Here is a 16,377-nt window from a genome sequence, read left to right on the forward strand (position 1 = left end):
CCAAAAGTGGCCAAAATGCCGTGTTTGGCGGCGTTCTATCCGCCGATGTGGGTCCAGCTCGCGGGGAAACCGTGATAGCACTCTTAGGTGCGTAACCCACATGCCGGGCAACCGTTTACGACGACGGACGACGAGATTGCCGAGGCTTTGCTCGATGTCAGCATTCCGACCCTGATGCTGTCGCTGGTCCATATGTCGGGAGACCCCGAACTGATCCGCGGCGACCTGAAACCGGCGGGCCTGTTCCTCAACGAGGTGCAGGGTTACATGTCCGAAGAGGATAAAGCCGCGGTGCGCAAGATCGCGCTCGATGTCATCACGGACTACCGCGACCGGGGGTGCCCGGAACCTGAACCCGTCAGCCCGGAGTTGCTGCACGAGATGATGCAGTGGCTGGTGTGCGAACCGGTGCCTGCCGAGTACGTGCCGATGGTGCTGGAGGAGATGGAGCTCGACGGCCGCGACGCCAGAGCGACGGGCGGCGTGGCCCAGTCCGCCCGCGAGGACTTCCCTGTCGTCGTGATCGGATGCGGTGAATCCGGACTGCTGGCGGGGATCCGGCTCAAGGAGGCCGGCATCCCGTTCACCATCGTGGAGAAGAACGCAGGCGTCGGCGGCACGTGGTACCAGAACAGCTACCCGGGCGCGCGCGTGGACGTCGGAAATCACTTCTACTGCTACAGCTTCGAGCCGACCGATCACTGGACGCACTTCTTCGCCGAGCAGCCGGAGCTGCAGGCGTATTTCCAGGGCGTGATGGACAAGTACGACGTCGGCGGGCATGTGCTGTGGGAGACCGAGGTCACCGAGGCGGCGTGGGACGACGCCACGTCGACGTGGACTGTCCATGCGCGCGACCGCAACGGTAAGGCGACGACGCTCACCGCTCGCGCGGTGATCAGCGCCGTCGGGCAACTCGACCGGCCGCATGTGCCGCGTATCGACGGGCAGCAGGATTTCGCGGGCCCGGCGTTTCATTCCAGCCAGTGGGACCACTCGGTGGACCTGCGCGGCAAGCACGTCGCGATGATCGGTGCGGGCGCCAGTGGATTCCAGATCGCGCCGGCCATCGCGCCGGATGTCAACCGTCTCACCGTATTTCAGCGCACCGCGCAGTGGATGTTCCCGAATCCGAATTACCATGAGAAGGTCGGGCCCGGTGTGCAGTGGGCGCTGCGGCACCTTCCGTTCTACGGGCGGTGGTACCGATTCCTGCTGTTCTGGCCCGGATGCGACAAGGGTTTGGACGCGGCCCGCGTCGACCCCGACTATCCCGACCAGCAGAAGGCCGTCAGCGAGATCAACGAGATCACGCGGATCATGTTCACCGAGTGGATCACCAGTCAGGTCGGCGACAACACCGAACTGCGGGCCAAGGTGATACCGGACTATCCGGCCACCGGCAAGCGCACACTGCAGGACAACGGCAGCTGGTTGAAGACGCTGACCCGAGACAACGTCGAACTCGTCAGGACGGGTATCGATCACATCGAAGCCGATGCCGTGGTCACCGAGGACGGCGTCCGCTACCCGGCCGACGTCATCGTGTACGCGACCGGCTTCGAGCACACCAAGATGTTGTGGCCCATGACGATTCGGGGTCGAGGCGGCGAGATCCTCAGCGAGCGCTGGGGGGAGCGGCCGTCGGCGTATCTGGGCATCACGATCCCTGGCTATCCGAACTTCTTCTGCATGAACGGCCCCGGTACCTGGCTGGCCAGCGGCGGCAGCCTGATCTTTCACTCCGAATGCCAGATGCGTTACATCACACAGTGTTTGGAGTACCTCATCGAGGGTGGGCACGCGACCATGGAGCCGACGGTCGAGAAGACGAGGGACTGGCACCAGCGCAGCCAGGACGAGATGAGCAGGATGGTGTGGTCGCAACCGACGATCAAGCATTCGTTCTTCAAGAACAGCTTCGGCGAAATTCACACGCTGTCGCCGTGGCGGCTCGTCGACTACTGGAGCTGGACCCGCGAACTCAATCCCGACGATTTCGTGATCCGCTAGGCCCGTTCTTCTCGCGAGCAGTCGCGAAAACCCCCTAAATGCCAGAAAATTGGGGGAGATTGTGTCTGCTCGCGGCGTCCTCCGTTAGGTCAATTCCCAGTTCATGTTCTTGGCGAACGCGCGGGCGTCGTCTGAGATCGTGCCAAGTTCGTGGCTGCGCTGGATGTACTGCTGGATCATCGTCATGAAGTTCATCGGGTTGTAGGCGTCTTCCTCGTAGCTCCATTTGTCGTCACCCGCGTACTCGAGCACGGTGATGACCGGGGCCCCGTGGACGCTGCCGTCGCCGGGATCGCGCATCGTGTTGATGTTCTTGAAGATCACCCAGCCTTTGTCGGTGTCGATGGAATACCACTCCACCGGGTAGGTCGGCATCTCGCTGCCCGGGAAGGTGTTCATCGTCGAGACGATCCACTCGCGGATGTTCTCACGGCCCTCCATGTTGCCGAGCGCATGTTCGACATACTTGGCGTTCTCGGTGAAATGGTCAGCGTAACTGGACCAGTCCCACGTCTTGCCGACCTCGACGACGGATTCCTGGTAGCGGCGCCAGGCTTCCTCGAGTTCCTCGCGTGACCACTTGCCCATCTGAGACTCCCTCGGCTCGCGCAGCGGACTAGAACCTGTTCTACCAAACGCGGCCCCGCGCGGGAGCGCTTTTCAATCCCACCACGCGAGCACCCGCATCGCGAACAACGTCAGCCACTTCGACGGCTCACCGGCCGGTGCGTCCACCTCGAACCACACCCGCCCGGGTTGCCGTCCCGCGGTGATCCAGGTGCCGTCGGGCTGTCGCGCAGCCCGGATGATGTCGATCGCCTCCGCCATCCGCGGATCCGGCGGTACCGTATCGACGGCCGAGGCCTCGCGGAAATACTCGGCCGCGTTGAGGACGCTGTACGCCCAGCGGATGGGATAGACGAACTTGCCCACCCACTCGCCGACCGGTTCACCCGTCGACAGCCGCCGAAACAGGGCCCGCTGCAACAGGTATTCCTGCCCGCGCTGTCGCGCGGCCAGCGCCGCATCGCTGCCGCCCGAAGCGATCTCGTAAGCCAGCAACCCCTTCAACGAGTTGAGTGTCGAGTGAAATGACGACCGCGTCGAACCCTCGACCCAGTCGCAGTTCCAGCCCCCGTCGGGGAGTTGATGCTCGAGGAACCACTCCACGATGCGCTCGATGTCGGCGCCCAGCCACACGCCGTTGGCCACGGTCCACGCGTTGATGCAGCAATCCACCTCACCTCCCCAGTACGGCAGGTTCTCGTACTCCCAGCGACAGTTCTCGGCGAGAAGCTCGACCGTCCGGCGCGCACGCAGAACCGCGGGATCAAGACCCCATTCCCGCAGCGAATTCAACGACCACGTCGTCGCGGTCCACGGCTGACCGACTTCACTCAACTCGTCGCCGTCAAAGTCGAAGTCGGCCGGAAAGAACGAACCTCCCGCCCATTGACCATCCGAGTCCTGCAACGCCAGCAGGCGACCGCCGAAACCTTCCGTCGCGATACGAGCCCGCGTCGTTTGCCACACCTCGGGCGGCTCACCCATCAGGTCACGTTCGACCTGCCAGCGCAGTGCCGGGTCGGAGTCCAGAAGCCAGTCGGTGACGGATTCGGCCATCGCCGACGACTCTAGGGCACCGGCGATGTGCGCGACGGCGACCGAGCACATCAGCCAGGACGCATCGAAACCAACGTAGCGAAAGCGCCTGCGACGCAGGCTAAGACGGCCGTTTCCGCCGTTCTCGTCGCAGTCACACGCATCCGCGTTAGTGTCGCTGCATGACTCTCGGTATCGATGAGCAGGTGCTGGCGGAGATGGCGCCGTTGTTTGCGGCGCTCGGCGATACAGAGGCGCCGCCGGTCGGCGACGTGGAGGCGCGGCGCGTCAGCGGTCACCGGATGTTCGACCTCGTCGCCTCAATGCGCGCGCCCACCCACGGCGTCGACACCGCGCATCACACCATGACCGCCGCCGATGGGGCGTCGCTGGATCTCACGTGGTACTTCCCGTCCGGCGGTGCGCAGACCCGTAGCGCCGCGCTGTATCTGCACGGCGGCGGCATGATCTTCAGCCTCGAACACGTCGGTGCGGCCTATGACCTCGCCGTCCGCGACTACGTCGCCGCCTCGGGTGTGCCGATGCTCCTCCCGGATTACCGGGTGGCGCCCGAACATCCGCATCCGACACCGGTGGAGGACTGCTACGGCGCGCTGGTCTGGTTGGCCGAGCACGCGGCGGACCTCGCCGTCGACCCGACGCGTGTGGCGGTGATGGGAGACAGTGCGGGCGGCGGCCTGGCCGCGGGCGTGGCCCTGATGGCACGGGACCGCGGCGGTCCCGCGCTTGCCCAGCAACTGCTGATCTATCCGATGCTCGACGACCGGCCCGCCACACCGGATCCCCAACTGCAGCCGTTTTTGACGTGGACCTACGACGACAACGTCACGGGGTGGGGCGCGTTGTTGGGCCGCAACGCGGGCGGCGACGCGGTGTCGCCGTACGCGGCACCGGCACGCGCCGAGGACCTCACCGGTTTACCCGACACCTACATCGACGTCGGCGACCTCGACATCTTCCGCAACGAGGACATCGTCTACGCTCGTCGACTCGCCGATGCGGGAGTCCCGACGGAGTTGCACGTGTACCCCGGTTGCCCGCACGCCTTCGAGGCGCTGGCGGGGGAAGCCGCCGTCTCGCGCCGGGCGATCAGCGACCGCATACGCCGCCTGCGCGCGCTCTAGGCGTCCGGTTTCTCCACCGGTTCCTCCACGACGGCCTTGATCCGCTCCAGCGTCTTGCGCATATCGCGGATGTTGCGGCGGCGCCGCAGTTGTCCGCCGAACAGCGAGAAGAGCTTCATGGGAAGCGAATCGTCGAGGCGGAAGGATTCGGTGACCTCGGTGCCGCCGTCGACCGGCGTGAGCTTGTAGTGCCAGTTGTTGAGCGCCTTCTCACCGGCCAGCACCGCGAAGCCAAATTCGTGTCCCGGCTCGCAGGCGGTCACCTTGCACTTCGTCCAATACACCGGGCCGATCTCGTTGCGTTTGACGTGACCGCGAAAGCGGGCGCCGAGTGCCGGACCGGTCGCCCCGCCGAGCCACTCGGCTTCCATCACCTCGGGAGAGAAACGGCCGGTATTACGCACGTCGGCGATCAACTCCCAGATCTTGTCCGCGGGAGCCGCCATGAACACCGTCACCGATCCGTCCACGGCCAACCCCTTCTCCAGGAATGTCCTTTGCTATCAGGCATTTTCGCACCGTAGCATTGCGGCAGAGTCCAGGAGGCGCGGTGTGAAGATTCGCTTCGGTGTCGGATTGGGCGCCGAGACGGGCCCCGAGGAACTGTCTGCGATCGTCGACCATCTCGAGGCGAGGGGCGTCGATTCGTTGTGGTTCTCCGAACTCGTCTACAGCAAGGCGGTGGATCCGTTCATCGGCATGGCGCACGCCCTGGCGCGCACTCGCAACCTCAAGGTCGGCACGTCGGTCGTGGTGCTCCCGGGACGGCACCCGGTGCTGGTGGCAAAGCAGCTCGCGTCACTGGCCGCGCTCGCCCCCAAACGTGTACTGCCGGTGTTCGGACTGCGCTCGGCCATCCCCGCCGAGCGGGAGATCTTCGTGGTTCCCGACGGCGAGCGCGCCGCAGTTTTCGACGAATCGCTGCGGCTGCTCAGATCCGCTCTGGAACAAGACGATGTCTCGTTCGAAGGCGACTACTTCTCCGCCAGTGCGGTCGGTATTGCGCCCCGCCCGAGCAAGCCCCTGGACCTCTGGCTGGGCGGCTCGGCGCCCGCCGGCTTCCGGCGCATCGGTCGGCTCGGCGACGGTTGGCTGGGCAGCTTCCTCACCCCTGCCGAAGCGCGACGCGGCCGCGAACAGATCGAGCGGACAGCGCAGGAGGCCGGCCGCGAAATCGAGGCAGACCATTTCGGCATCAACCTCGCGGTGTCCGACGGACCGTTGCCCGAGGAGCTCGTCGAAGCGGTCAGGCGCCGCCGACCCGACCTGGATCCAACCGAACTCATCGCTGACAGCTGGCCAAGCCTGCACCGTCAGCTCGACGCCTACCTCGAGGCCGGACTGACCAAGTTTGTCATCCGGCCCGCCGGTGCCCGCACTGCGGAGTTCATCGACCGCTTCGTCGCCGAACTGCTGCCTCGCCAGAACTGACGTCGGTGAACCGGCCCAGCCGCGCAACCGTGTTTAAAAGTGTGTCGTCTCGACGATCCATTCGCTGTGCCCGGGGAGCTAAGGAGTTCGATATGGCCGTTCGATTCGCACGGATAAGCCGCACGTTGGGGGTTGCCGCCGTCGCGGCAGTGCTGGCACTGGCTCTGGTGAGCCCGCCCACCGCTGTCGCCGACGACCGCATGCAGTTCACCGGGACGACGCTGTCGGGCGCGCCGTTCTCGGGGGAGAGCCTGGTGGGTAAGCCGGCGGTGCTGTGGTTCTGGACGCCGTGGTGCCCGTTCTGCAACGCCGAGGCGCCCAGCGTCAGCCAGGTCGCCGCCGCGAATCCCGACGTGACCTTCGTCGGCGTCGCGGCCCGCTCGAGCGTGGCCGACATGCAGTCCTTCGTATCGAAGTACAACCTGAACTTCACGAACCTCAACGACGCGGACGGCGCGATCTGGGCGCGCTACAACGTGCCGTGGCAGCCGGCCTACGTCTTCTACCGGTCCGATGGCTCGTCGACGTTCGTGAACAACCCGACGTCGGCGATGTCGCAGCAGGAACTCTCGGACCGGGTGACAGCGCTGGCGTAGACCGTCGTGGACCAGGATCTGGTCAGTCTGGCGTTCGCCGCCGGCCTGGTCGCTGCGCTCAACCCGTGCGGCTTCGCCATGCTGCCCGGCTATCTGGCGTTGGTGGTGCGCGGCGACGGCACCGGTGAGCGCGGTGCGCTGACGGCCCTGGGCCGCGCCGCCGCGGCCACGGTCTCGATGGCGATCGGCTTTGTCGCGGTGTTCGGCGCGTTCGGCCTGTTGACGGTCGCCGCGGCCGCGACCGTGCAACGCTACCTGCCCTATGTCACCGTCACGGTCGGTGTTGTCCTTGTCGCCGTTGGCATTTGGTTGCTGCTGGGTCGCGAGATGCACGTGTGGACACCGCGCGCCTGCTGGGCGCCGACGGCTCGACTCGGTTCGATGTTCGGCTACGGGATCAGCTACGCACTCGCGTCACTGTCGTGCACGATCGCCCCGTTCCTCGCCGTGACCGCGGCCGCCTCCCGAGGCTCGGTGCCGACGGCGCTGTTCGTCTACGCGGCGTACGCCGCGGGTTTCACGCTGGTGGTCGGCGCGCTCGCGGTCGCTGCCGCGCTGACGACCTCCGCCGTCGTCGAACGGATGCGCCGCATCGTGCCGTACGTCAATCGAATCGGCGGCGCGCTGCTCGTGCTCGCCGGCGGCTACGTGACCTACTACGGCCTCTACGAGGTGCTGCTGTTCCACGGTGACGGCAACCCCGACGATCCCGTGATCGCAGCGGCAGGTCGCCTACAAGGAGCGATCGCAGGCTGGGTACACGGGCATGGCGCGTGGCCGTGGATCACCGCGCTGGCGGTGCTGACCCTCGCCGCGTTGCTCATCGTGTGGCGAACGCGAATCAGCGCGACACGTCGCCGTACAGGTCCGGCCACGGTGGACGACGGACCATAGCCACGCCGGCTAGCGCCGCCGAGATGAATCCGACGAGGATGCCTGCCAGCGTGGTGCGGGTGGCGTCGACCGCGGGTATCCACTTGGCGTTGCCGTCCTTGACGACGAACACGCCGAGCGCCCCGCCGCGCTCCTTGGCCACCGGAATGACCGTCGTACCGTCCGCGGTTTCGTACGGCTGCCCGTAAACACGTGCGGCGTCGGTGTCCGCGGTGTCGCGCAGCACTGAAACGTCTCGAAGGTTCATGCGTTCATGCCTACTCCCGCGGCGGGGATGGGGGAAGCCCCGCCGCTACAGATCCCGCGAGATCCCGTGACCAGTACTCCCCGACGAGGTCGTGCCCGAAGCTGTGGTGTGCCTCGCGGCGGTCGCACCGGAAACCGGCGCGTTCATAGATCCGCCGAGCGGCCACCAGAACGTCGTTGGTCCACAATGTGATTCGCGTGTAGCCCCATCTCTTCGCGAACCTCAGGCATTCGTCGACCAGCCTCGTCCCGACGCCGAGTCCGCGGGCCTGCGGCTCGACCAGCAGCAGCCGTAGCTGCGCGGTGTCTGGTTCGTCGGCGGCCGTGCAGAACACCGAGCCGACGCGGGTGTCGTCCACCTCCGCGATCCAGCAGGCTTCGCGGGCGGTACCGCGACGTTCGGCGAAGTCGGCGACGACGCGGGCGACCAGGGCTTCGAAGGTGGCATCCCAGCCGTACTCCGCGGCGTAGCGCGCGCCGTGACGCTCCACGACCCAGCCGAGGTCGCCGGGCTCGGGCGGACGAATGATGACGCGCGGACGCGGTCCGGGCGCGTCGAGCACGCGTTTGATCGTGCGCATAGATGTGACGAGTTCCTGACGCTGCGCCTGGTCCAGCGGCGTCAACAAGGTGTCGATCGCCTGGGCCTGCAACCGGTCGAGTTCGGCGAAGGCGCGCCGCCCGTCGTCCGTCAGCCGAATGGTCTGACGACGGCCGTCGTCTGTCGACCGCTCCCGGACGATCAGACCGGCAGTGCTGAACGCGCCGAGGATGCGGCTCAGATACCCGGCGTCGAGATCGAGCGCGGCACGCAGGTCCGATGCGGAAACCCCATTGCTGTGCGCCAGCTCGTACAGCACCCTGGCCTCGGTCAGACCGAATGTCGAACCCGCGAGGTCCGGCCGCAACAAGCCGAGCACCCGGGTGTAGAAGCGGTTGAACCCACGGACTTCGTCGACGGCTTCGGGCATAGTTGTTATCGTCAACTAATTAGTTGCTTCCCGTCAACTATCGTCTCACCAGCGCCGACAAATATTCGCTGGCGTCAGTTTCTGAATCGAGACGACGTGCGCAATCTGGTGGCGAGGCCAAACTGGGTTGTCTTATGTACTGTGCGTAAACTGCGCAGATAATCGGGGGAGGCATCCGCACCGGGTGGGGCCCTCGCACATGTTCGGAAAATCGATAAAACGTCAGAGGCTAAAACTTGCCAGATTCGACCAGCGACGCTCAGGACCTCAAGCCGCACTTTGAGAACGTGCAGTCGCACTACGACCTGTCGGACGAGTTCTTCCGACTGTTTCTCGATCCGACGCAGACATACAGCTGCGCCTACTTCGAGCGTGACGACATGACGCTGGAGGAGGCGCAGATCGCCAAGATCGACCTGTCGCTCGGCAAGCTGGACCTGAAGCCCGGTATGACGCTTCTCGACATCGGCTGCGGCTGGGGCGCCACGCTCAACCGCGCGCTGGAGAAGTACGACGTCAACGTCATCGGGCTCACCTTGAGTGAAAACCAGAAGGCCCATGTCGAGAAGGTGTTCGCCGCCTCACCCAGCACCCGCACCAAGCGCGTGATGTTGCAGGGGTGGGAGCAGTTCGACGAGCCGGTCGACCGCATCGTCTCGATCGGCGCCTTCGAGCACTTCGGACGCGACCGCTACGACGACTTCTTCAAGAAGGCCTACGCCGTGCTGCCCGACGACGGGGTGATGATGGTGCACACCATCATCAAGCCCGAAGACCAGGAATTCCTGGATCAGGGCCTGAAGCTCACCATGAGGATCGTCCGGTTCTCGAAGTTCATCATGGACGAGATCTTCCCGGGCGGGGACTTGCCGAAGCCCTCACAGCTCGAGAAGCACGCCGCCGAGGCCGGCTTCCATCTCAAGCGTGCCCAGCGACTGCGCATGCACTACGCGCGCACGCTGGACATCTGGGCGGAGAAGCTGTCAGCCCGCAAGGACGAGGCGATCGCGCTTCAGTCCCAAGAGGTCTACGACCGCTATATGAAGTACCTGACCGGGTGCGCGGATCTGTTCCGCGAGGGTTACACCGACATCTGCCAGTTCACCCTGACCAAGAGCTAGCGTCGGCGCAGCCGCCGCCAAAGGCGTAGCGGCAGGAGCCCGATCAGCGGTGCGCGCTTGCCCAGATCGTCGACGTCGCGCTTGTTGAAGGCGCGCGCGTAGCGGGCGGCCTCCTCGGCGCTCCCGTATTCCTTTGCGCCGCTTGACCCTCCGCATCGCTCACACGCCCATCGCATGGTGAAACCTTCCGCGGAGAAGGCCGGTTGATGGCCGAATACGCGGCAGCGCAGCATCACGATCCTTGGTTGGCGTCCTGCGGTGGCAGCCCGATCAGGCCGTGCCGCTGGCGCGCGATCCGGTTCTCTGCCAACGCTTCCCGCACCGCGCTGCGAAACGCGCCGGGCCCCCAGTAGCGGGCGCCGACCGCTCTGTGCAGATCGCGCACCTTCATCGGCTGATGTTCGGCGACGGCACGGACGATCGTCTCGATCTCATGGTCGAGCGCGCTCTCGATGGTCCCGGGGCTCGGCGACTCCCGCCACGCCGCATTCCAGCCCGCCGACGGCCCCGGCCGGTAGCGTCGGGCACCGGATTGCATCGCGAGCTGCCGTTGCGCCCGTGCGGCAATCCGTGCGGCGCGCGCCCGCTGCTCATCGGATTCGGCCGGCTCATCGGCTTCGTCGGATTCGGCGGTGAGCGGTTCGGCGAGATCCTCCAGGTTCTTGCCTTCGGCCTTCACGCCGAAGATCAACTCGACCACCCCGCCGACCGCCATCACGGCTGCGCCGATGAGAAACGACATGGCCACCAGCCCCCGGTCGCCGGTGTCGATGAGCTGGCCGAAGAGAAGTGGTCCTGTGATGCCACCGATCGCTGTGCCGACCGCGTAGAAGAACGCAATGGCCAACGCCCGGGTCTCCATCGGGAAGATCTCGCTGACAGTGAGGTATGCCGCGCTGGCGCCTGAGGACGCCAGGAAGAAGTAGACCGACAGCACCGCGATGAAGATGTCCACTCCGCCGATCTCCGCGAAGAACAGCGCGGTGAGCGCGATGGCCACCACCGCGGATCCCAGGTATGCGAACGCGATCATCGCTTTGCGTCCCACGGTGTCGAACAACCGGCCCAACAGCAGCGGTCCCGCGAAATTGCTCAGCGCCCATACGATGAAGAACAGCGGCACCGTCCCTGAGGCCACACCGTAGAACGTGCCGAGCAGCGTGCCGAGGTTGAACGTGAAGGCGTTGTACAGGAAGGCCTGGCCGATGAACAACGCCAGCCCGAGGATCGCGCGCTTGGGGTACTGAGTGAAGGCGACCTTGGCGATCTCGACGAACGAGATCGTCTTGCGCGGCCGGATCGTGAGCGACCCTTCGGGTTCGGAGAGCTTCTCGCTGGTTTCGCGTTCCACCTCCTGTTCGATCTCGCGGACGATCCGTTCGGCGTCCTCCTCGCGCCCATGGATGAACAACCAACGCGGACTTTCCGGGACGTGGCGCCTCACCACCAGCACCGCGAGTCCGAAGACGGCGCCGATGCCGAAGGCGAGCCGCCAGCCCAGATCCTGGGGGAACAGCGAGGTGTTCAACAACAGCAGGGCGCCCGCCGCGCCGCCCGCGGCGCCCAACCAATACGACCCGTTGATGATCAGGTCGACGCGGCCGCGGACACGCGCCGGGATCAACTCGTCGATCGCGGAGTTGATCGCGGCATATTCGCCACCGATACCGGCCCCGGTGAAGAAGCGGGCGATGAAGAAATACCACGGCGCGAACGCGAATGCCGTTGCCACCGTGGCGGCCAGGTACACCGCGAGCGTCAGGATGAACAGTTTCTTGCGGCCGAACCGATCGGTGAGCTGACCGAAGAACAAGGCGCCCAGGCAAGCGCCCGCGATGTAGATCGCAGCGGCGATGCCGATCTGGCCTGCGGTGAGCTCGATTCCGCTGCCGGGCTCGGTGAGCCGCTCGGCGACGTTGCCCACCATCGTGACTTCGAGGCCGTCGAGGACCCACACGCCACCGAGTCCGATCACCACCCGCCAGTGGAATCTGGACCAGGGCAGGCGATCCAGCCGGCTGGGTACCTGTGTCGTGATCGTGCCGGTCGAAACATCCGCGGTCATCGGCGCCTCCTGTCGTCTCGACCGGGAGTACCCGCCCGGCCCGAAATAATCCGCGCCAGGACAGGTCAGCGGGATTTGGCCGCCACTGCGGTGATCGCGTCGATCACCGCCGACGGCGCATCCAGCGAGACGAAGGTGCGCGCATCGGGCACCTCGATCAGCGTCGAGTTCGGGAACTGGGCGGCCAGTCGTTGGCCGAGCGCGGGGGTGAAGGCCCGGTCACGCTGGCCCCAAACGATGGTGACCGGCTTGGTGAAGTGGCGCATCCGTGTCGATACGCCGATCAGGTCGGTTTTGGCGACCGCCCGCAGCAGCCGCGCGAGGTCGCGCCGAATCCGGACGTCCGTGCGTGCCGGCTCCAACCACGACGCCGTCAGGTGCGGATCGGGTTTGAGAAGCAGGCCGAAGCCGAGCGGAGAGTGCCGCAGCGCTTTGATCCGCATCTGCTCGAACAGCACCTTGATCGACACGGGCCCACGTAGGAGCGCGAACACGATCGTGAACGGGAACGGCGGAAACTTGTCGAACGCATCGCAGTTCGTCAGGACCAGCCGCCCCACCCGGTCGGGATACGCGTCGACGACCAACTGGCACAAGCCGCCGCCGGTGTCGTTGCCCACGAGCGTGACGTCGGACAGGCCGAACCGGTCGATGAAGTCGCGGATCATCGTCGCCACCGACCGCGGCGAGAGTTCGGCACCGGGATCGACCGGAATCGTGTGCGAGCCAAGGGGCCAGTTCGGCAGATAGCAGCGGTAGCCCCGGCGCGCCAGACCGTCGGCGACGCGGTCCCAGAGCCTGCTGTCCACAAGGATTCCGTGCACGAAGACGACTGGCGGATACGGCGAGTCCTCTGGACCCAACACGCGGTAGTCGATCGTGGCTTGGTCCAGTACGACCTGCGGCATGTTCGCTATCCTTCCCCTAACTTACAAACACTTGGTATGAAAGTTACGTGCAGACTGTATGAAAGTCAACGATCGGGCTGGGGCACCGCCGACGACCAGGCGCACCCAGGCACAGCGCACGGCGGCGACGCGCGCGGCGTTGATCGATGCCGGCCGAAAGCTGTTCGCCGACAAGGGCTTCAACGAGGTCTCCACGCAGGCGATCGTGGCCGCCGCCGGGGTTACCCGCGGCGCGCTGTACCACCAGTTCGACGACAAGGTAGGCCTGTTCGCGGCGGTCTACGAGCAGATCGAGCGGGATCTGGTCGAGGACATCGCCCGCCAGATCGCCGAACTCCAGCCCCTCGATCCGTTGGAGACGATGCGGGTCGCTGCTCGCTTGTTCCTCGACGGGTGCGCGGCGCCCGATGTGCAGCAGATCGTTCTGATCGACGCCCCGGCGGTGCTGGGCTGGGACCGCTGGCGCGAAGTCGGGGTCAAGTACGGGCTCGGGGTGATCGAGGGAATGCTCGCCCACGCGATCACTGAGAAGGCCATCCCGGAGCAGCCGCTGCGTCCCACCGCACATGTGTTGCTCGGCGCGCTCGACGAGGCGGCGCTGTACGTGTCGCGTGCCGCTGACCGGAAGCGGGCGCGCAGCGAGATGGACGCCGTGTGCGAGCGATTGATCAGAGGGATCGCCGGCGGTTAGGTTCACCCATGGCCAGCGGTGGGTGGCTCCGGACGCGACAGTCGAAGGCACTGTTGTGGAGCGCCCTCGTGCTGTCGCTCGTGCTCGGGGCAGGGCTTGTCCTGGTCGACCGCCAGGGCATCGATCTGGATGGCCCATCCCTGAGCGATGCTCAGGCGGCCGAGCAGGTGATACATGCGGCCAGGCAGATCGTCGGCGCCGCGCACCTACAGGATGCCACCGGAGGCTATTCGTTCATGTCCTGCGCGGACGAGAACGGGCCGCCCTATCAGGCAACCCTCTACATGAATTTCCGTCTGCTGCACAGTGACTGGGCGCGCTATCTGGACGAGGTCGCTTCGGCGATGATCGTCTACGGCTGGGTGGACGCGCCCGCGAGGGCGGAGCACTTCGGCCGCAAGCTCACCAGCGGCGGCGTCGTCGCCGAGCTGCAACGCAACGTCGACGACCCGGCCTTCGGCACGCTCCGACTCTACGGGGAGTGCCGAAACTTCGGGGATCACCGTAACGACAACCCGGCGTGGACCGAGGTCAGTCTGTGACGTCGCCGAGGCTGCGCTGCAGTAGGAGAGTGGCGAGCCAGCGGCCGTGTTTGAATCCGACGGCAGTGAGCCGCCCTGCGTCGACGAACCCCCGGTTGCGTTGCAGCGTAAGGGAAGCCGCGCCATCGGCGTCGAAGCGGTCTTTTCAGCAGGCGACCGGATGCGACTCGCAGTACGGCGTCTTTCCCGGGAAGCGGTAGCGATGGTCGGCGACCCAGCGGTAGACCGCCTCCTCGGCCTGCCGGATGCCCGGTATCCGATAGATCAGGATCGGCAGCCGGGTGCCGAGGGCAACCGACACCGCGGCGTTCGCCGCCTCCGCCCCGGAGTAGACGGCGCCCGACTGGTCCAGCCAGCGCACGGAGTCCAGCAGTCGGTCCTCGGGTACGCCGAGGCGCTCGGCCACACTTGGGGCCTGCAGCGGCTCCGTCTCGAGGTCGCCGGTTCGGTTGTGCCGGACCAGGAAATCGCGCGCCCGTGTGCACATGCCGCAGTTGCCGTCGAAGAACAGGGTTCCGGCCATACCCCGATTGTGCTCTCGGCGCCACCCGGGCAACACCCCGCCGGGACCCAGATCACAAACGCAGCGTCGTCAGCGCGCAGGTGGACCCGGCGGTGCGGCGTCCGGGGCGGCATCGCGGCGGCGCGCGGCCATCCCGCCGAGCGCTTCGAAAACCACCCGGTGCGCAGCGTTGACGGTGAGTTCCGCGTGGTCGTAGGCGGGCGCCACCTCGACGACGTCGACGCCGACGACGTCGTGCTCGCGACAGAGCTGACGCACCAGGCGCAGCAGATCCGCGGTGGTGATGCCGCCGGGCTCCGGCGTGCCGGTGCCGGGCGCATGCGCGGGGTCGAGGACGTCGATGTCGACGGAGACATACAGCTTCTCCGCCTTGGCCAGCGCCTCGTTGACGGCGTCGCGCATGACCTCCTTGAAGCCGCGATCCCAGATCTCCTGCATGGTGTGCCACGTCATGCGTTGTTCTTGCATCCACTCGAAGGTGTCCTGCGGCGGCCAATAGCCGCGCAGACCGACCTGGACGAAGTGGCTGCCCGGCACCGCACCGGATTCGATGAGACGACGCATGGGGGTGCCGTGACTGGCCAGGTTGCCCTCGATCTCGTCGGCGGTATCGGCGTGTGCGTCGAAGTGCACGATGCCGACGTTGCCGTACCCGTGCACGTCGGCCACGGCGGTCGCGGCGGGCCAGGTGATCGAGTGGTCGCCACCGAGGATGACGGGCACGATGCCGCGGGACGCGATGGCGTGCACGCGCTCGCGGATGTTGTTGTGCGAGACCTCGGTCTGTCCGTGCGGGCAGTACGCGTCGCCGAAGTCGACGACTTCGAGCCAGTCGAAGATCTCCAGCCCCAGATCCAGGTGGTAAGTGCCCGGTTCATAGGCGGTGGCGCGGATGGCTCGGGGGCCGAACCGCGCGCCCGGCCGGTTCGTGGTCCCGACGTCGAACGGTGCCCCGACGATCGCCACGTCCGGGCGCCACGACTCCAGCTGTTCGACCTCGGTGAGGAACGGGCGATGCCCGAACGACGCCACCCCGGCGTAGGCCAGTTCTAACTGCTCGACCATCCCCGGCGGAAGGTCTCGCTGATGACCGTGATCGTGACCCATCCCCTGACCGTACCTTTGCAACGGCTCAATCGGATGCGTTACGCGCTTGACCCTCAACCGAAGTCAGCGCTTCGCGCAGCGTCGGCGGAATGGGACGTTTGGCCCAGTCGTCGGTGGAGACCACCACATAGACGTTGCGGCCACGCACCGCGGGCTGCTGTTCGGTATCGGCGTCATTGCCGCTCTTGCTCCGCCACACCGTGAAGCCCAGCGTGAAACTGGTGGATCCGATTGCCTCACAGTGCACCTCGACCCGGACCGAGTCGCGCCACCTGACCGGCCCCTTGAAGTCGATCTCGCTGTGCACCACCTGGATGTCGTGTCCACCGGCGATCAAGCCCGGGTAGGTGACGTCCAGATGGTCGAGGAACGCGGTGCACGCCTCGTCGAACCAGGTGAGGTAATGACCGTTGAACACGACACCCTGTTGATCGACCTCCGCGTAGCGCGGCACGATCGGCAACGAAAACGAGGTCACGGCATCACCCTATCGAGCACGCACGACCTGCTCGTCACGAGTTC

Annotated in this window: 19 protein-coding genes; 8 read left to right on the forward strand and 11 right to left on the reverse strand. The window is 66.0% G+C overall.

Annotated features, from left to right (window positions below):
* Window positions 1–87: 87 nt before the first annotated feature.
* Complete coding sequence (locus tag G6N43_RS16725) at window positions 88–2,013, forward strand: flavin-containing monooxygenase (RefSeq protein WP_083150870.1); 1,926 nt, start codon at window positions 88–90, stop codon at window positions 2,011–2,013.
* A gap of 84 nt (window positions 2,014–2,097) precedes the next feature.
* Here G6N43_RS16725 and G6N43_RS16730 read toward each other — a convergent pair whose 3' ends face one another.
* Window positions 2,098–2,601 carry a Cif family virulence factor gene (locus G6N43_RS16730; RefSeq protein WP_083150872.1) on the reverse strand — a complete coding sequence of 168 codons (504 nt, stop codon included), beginning with the start codon at window positions 2,599–2,601 and terminating at the stop codon, window positions 2,098–2,100.
* A gap of 72 nt (window positions 2,602–2,673) precedes the next feature.
* Window positions 2,674–3,636 carry a prenyltransferase/squalene oxidase repeat-containing protein gene (locus G6N43_RS16735; RefSeq protein WP_083151010.1) on the reverse strand — a complete coding sequence of 321 codons (963 nt, stop codon included), beginning with the start codon at window positions 3,634–3,636 and terminating at the stop codon, window positions 2,674–2,676.
* 161 nt (window positions 3,637–3,797) lie between these two features.
* On the opposite strand from G6N43_RS16735, the gene G6N43_RS16740 reads away from it, so the two are divergent.
* Window positions 3,798–4,760 (forward strand): alpha/beta hydrolase, encoded by a 963-nt coding sequence (locus G6N43_RS16740; protein WP_083150875.1) that lies wholly within the window; start codon window positions 3,798–3,800, stop codon window positions 4,758–4,760.
* Here the strand turns inward: G6N43_RS16740 and G6N43_RS16745 are convergent.
* Window positions 4,757–5,230 carry an SRPBCC family protein gene (locus G6N43_RS16745; protein WP_083150878.1) on the reverse strand — a complete coding sequence of 158 codons (474 nt, stop codon included), beginning with the start codon at window positions 5,228–5,230 and terminating at the stop codon, window positions 4,757–4,759. The two genes, G6N43_RS16740 and G6N43_RS16745, sit on opposite strands and share 4 nt — an antisense overlap.
* An 82-nt stretch (window positions 5,231–5,312) precedes the next feature.
* Between G6N43_RS16745 and G6N43_RS16750 the strand changes: the two genes are divergently transcribed.
* The 3 genes from G6N43_RS16750 to G6N43_RS16760 all read left to right on the forward strand — a co-directional run bounded on the left by G6N43_RS16750 (window position 5,313) and on the right by G6N43_RS16760 (window position 7,681).
* The gene (locus G6N43_RS16750) at window positions 5,313–6,191 is read left to right on the forward strand and encodes a TIGR03854 family LLM class F420-dependent oxidoreductase (protein ID WP_083150880.1); all 879 of its coding nucleotides are present in this window, start codon (window positions 5,313–5,315) and stop codon (window positions 6,189–6,191) included.
* Window positions 6,192–6,283: 92 nt separating this feature from the next.
* Complete coding sequence (locus tag G6N43_RS16755) at window positions 6,284–6,787, forward strand: protein disulfide oxidoreductase (protein ID WP_083150882.1); 504 nt, start codon at window positions 6,284–6,286, stop codon at window positions 6,785–6,787.
* Window positions 6,788–6,793: 6 nt separating this feature from the next.
* Entirely contained in the window at window positions 6,794–7,681 is an 888-nt protein-coding gene (locus tag G6N43_RS16760; RefSeq protein WP_083150884.1) for a cytochrome c biogenesis CcdA family protein, read from the forward strand.
* Here the strand turns inward: G6N43_RS16760 and G6N43_RS16765 are convergent.
* Together G6N43_RS16765 and G6N43_RS16770 are read right to left on the reverse strand one after the other, a co-directional pair.
* On the reverse strand, window positions 7,629–7,928 hold the full coding sequence (locus tag G6N43_RS16765) for a hypothetical protein (protein WP_083150886.1): 300 nt from the start codon (window positions 7,926–7,928) through the stop codon (window positions 7,629–7,631). The two genes, G6N43_RS16760 and G6N43_RS16765, sit on opposite strands and share 53 nt — an antisense overlap.
* 10 nt (window positions 7,929–7,938) lie before the next feature.
* Entirely contained in the window at window positions 7,939–8,898 is a 960-nt protein-coding gene (locus G6N43_RS16770) for a bifunctional helix-turn-helix transcriptional regulator/GNAT family N-acetyltransferase (protein ID WP_083150889.1), read from the reverse strand.
* A gap of 236 nt (window positions 8,899–9,134) precedes the next feature.
* Here G6N43_RS16770 and G6N43_RS16775 point away from each other — a divergent pair, with 236 nt between their 5' ends.
* Complete coding sequence (locus G6N43_RS16775; RefSeq protein ID WP_083150891.1) at window positions 9,135–10,019, forward strand: cyclopropane mycolic acid synthase family methyltransferase; 885 nt, start codon at window positions 9,135–9,137, stop codon at window positions 10,017–10,019.
* On the opposite strand, the gene G6N43_RS16780 is transcribed toward G6N43_RS16775, so the two are convergent.
* The 3 genes from G6N43_RS16780 to G6N43_RS16790 form a co-directional block, all read right to left on the reverse strand.
* A complete protein-coding gene (locus G6N43_RS16780; protein ID WP_234810078.1) occupies window positions 10,016–10,195 on the reverse strand; it encodes a hypothetical protein in 180 nt (59 codons plus the stop codon). The two genes, G6N43_RS16775 and G6N43_RS16780, sit on opposite strands and share 4 nt — an antisense overlap.
* A 56-nt stretch (window positions 10,196–10,251) precedes the next feature.
* Window positions 10,252–12,084, reverse strand: a complete 1,833-nt coding sequence (locus G6N43_RS16785) for an MFS transporter (RefSeq protein ID WP_083150895.1) — start codon at window positions 12,082–12,084, stop codon at window positions 10,252–10,254.
* 65 nt (window positions 12,085–12,149) lie between these two features.
* Window positions 12,150–12,992 (reverse strand): alpha/beta fold hydrolase, encoded by an 843-nt coding sequence (locus G6N43_RS16790; RefSeq protein WP_083150897.1) that lies wholly within the window; start codon window positions 12,990–12,992, stop codon window positions 12,150–12,152.
* A gap of 58 nt (window positions 12,993–13,050) precedes the next feature.
* Between G6N43_RS16790 and G6N43_RS16795 the strand changes: the two genes are divergently transcribed.
* Both G6N43_RS16795 and G6N43_RS16800 read left to right on the forward strand, forming a co-directional pair.
* Window positions 13,051–13,683: a TetR/AcrR family transcriptional regulator gene (locus G6N43_RS16795; RefSeq protein WP_083150899.1), complete on the forward strand. Its 633-nt coding sequence runs from the start codon at window positions 13,051–13,053 to the stop codon at window positions 13,681–13,683.
* Window positions 13,684–13,691: 8 nt separating this feature from the next.
* On the forward strand, window positions 13,692–14,225 hold the full coding sequence (locus tag G6N43_RS16800) for a lipoprotein LppJ family protein (protein ID WP_083150901.1): 534 nt from the start codon (window positions 13,692–13,694) through the stop codon (window positions 14,223–14,225).
* A gap of 145 nt (window positions 14,226–14,370) precedes the next feature.
* Here G6N43_RS16800 and G6N43_RS16805 read toward each other — a convergent pair whose 3' ends face one another.
* The 3 genes from G6N43_RS16805 to G6N43_RS16815 form a co-directional block, all read right to left on the reverse strand.
* Window positions 14,371–14,748 carry a thiol-disulfide oxidoreductase DCC family protein gene (locus G6N43_RS16805; RefSeq protein WP_083150903.1) on the reverse strand — a complete coding sequence of 126 codons (378 nt, stop codon included), beginning with the start codon at window positions 14,746–14,748 and terminating at the stop codon, window positions 14,371–14,373.
* 69 nt (window positions 14,749–14,817) lie between these two features.
* On the reverse strand, window positions 14,818–15,813 hold the full coding sequence (gene speB / locus G6N43_RS16810) for an agmatinase (RefSeq protein WP_083151012.1): 996 nt from the start codon (window positions 15,811–15,813) through the stop codon (window positions 14,818–14,820).
* Window positions 15,814–15,880: 67 nt separating this feature from the next.
* A complete protein-coding gene (locus G6N43_RS16815) occupies window positions 15,881–16,333 on the reverse strand; it encodes an acyl-CoA thioesterase (protein ID WP_083150905.1) in 453 nt (150 codons plus the stop codon).
* Window positions 16,334–16,377: the final 44 nt, after the last annotated feature.

It is taken from the genome of Mycolicibacterium moriokaense (genome assembly GCF_010726085.1).
GTDB classification, from domain to species: Bacteria; Actinomycetota; Actinomycetes; order Mycobacteriales; family Mycobacteriaceae; genus Mycobacterium; species Mycobacterium moriokaense.

Coding starts and splice junctions, on each gene's coding strand:
- G6N43_RS16765 (WP_083150886.1), bottom strand. CDS start 7,928: ATGAACCTTCGAGACGTTTCAGTGCTGCGCGACACCGCGGACACCGAC.
- G6N43_RS16800 (WP_083150901.1), top strand. CDS start 13,692: ATGGCCAGCGGTGGGTGGCTCCGGACGCGACAGTCGAAGGCACTGTTG.
- G6N43_RS16735 (WP_083151010.1), bottom strand. CDS start 3,636: ATGGCCGAATCCGTCACCGACTGGCTTCTGGACTCCGACCCGGCACTG.
- G6N43_RS16780 (WP_234810078.1), bottom strand. CDS start 10,195: ATGCGATGGGCGTGTGAGCGATGCGGAGGGTCAAGCGGCGCAAAGGAA.
- G6N43_RS16755 (WP_083150882.1), top strand. CDS start 6,284: ATGGCCGTTCGATTCGCACGGATAAGCCGCACGTTGGGGGTTGCCGCC.
- G6N43_RS16740 (WP_083150875.1), top strand. CDS start 3,798: ATGACTCTCGGTATCGATGAGCAGGTGCTGGCGGAGATGGCGCCGTTG.
- speB (WP_083151012.1), bottom strand. CDS start 15,813: ATGGTCGAGCAGTTAGAACTGGCCTACGCCGGGGTGGCGTCGTTCGGG.
- G6N43_RS16805 (WP_083150903.1), bottom strand. CDS start 14,748: ATGGCCGGAACCCTGTTCTTCGACGGCAACTGCGGCATGTGCACACGG.
- G6N43_RS16730 (WP_083150872.1), bottom strand. CDS start 2,601: ATGGGCAAGTGGTCACGCGAGGAACTCGAGGAAGCCTGGCGCCGCTAC.
- G6N43_RS16785 (WP_083150895.1), bottom strand. CDS start 12,084: ATGACCGCGGATGTTTCGACCGGCACGATCACGACACAGGTACCCAGC.
- G6N43_RS16790 (WP_083150897.1), bottom strand. CDS start 12,992: ATGCCGCAGGTCGTACTGGACCAAGCCACGATCGACTACCGCGTGTTG.
- G6N43_RS16770 (WP_083150889.1), bottom strand. CDS start 8,898: ATGCCCGAAGCCGTCGACGAAGTCCGTGGGTTCAACCGCTTCTACACC.
- G6N43_RS16795 (WP_083150899.1), top strand. CDS start 13,051: ATGAAAGTCAACGATCGGGCTGGGGCACCGCCGACGACCAGGCGCACC.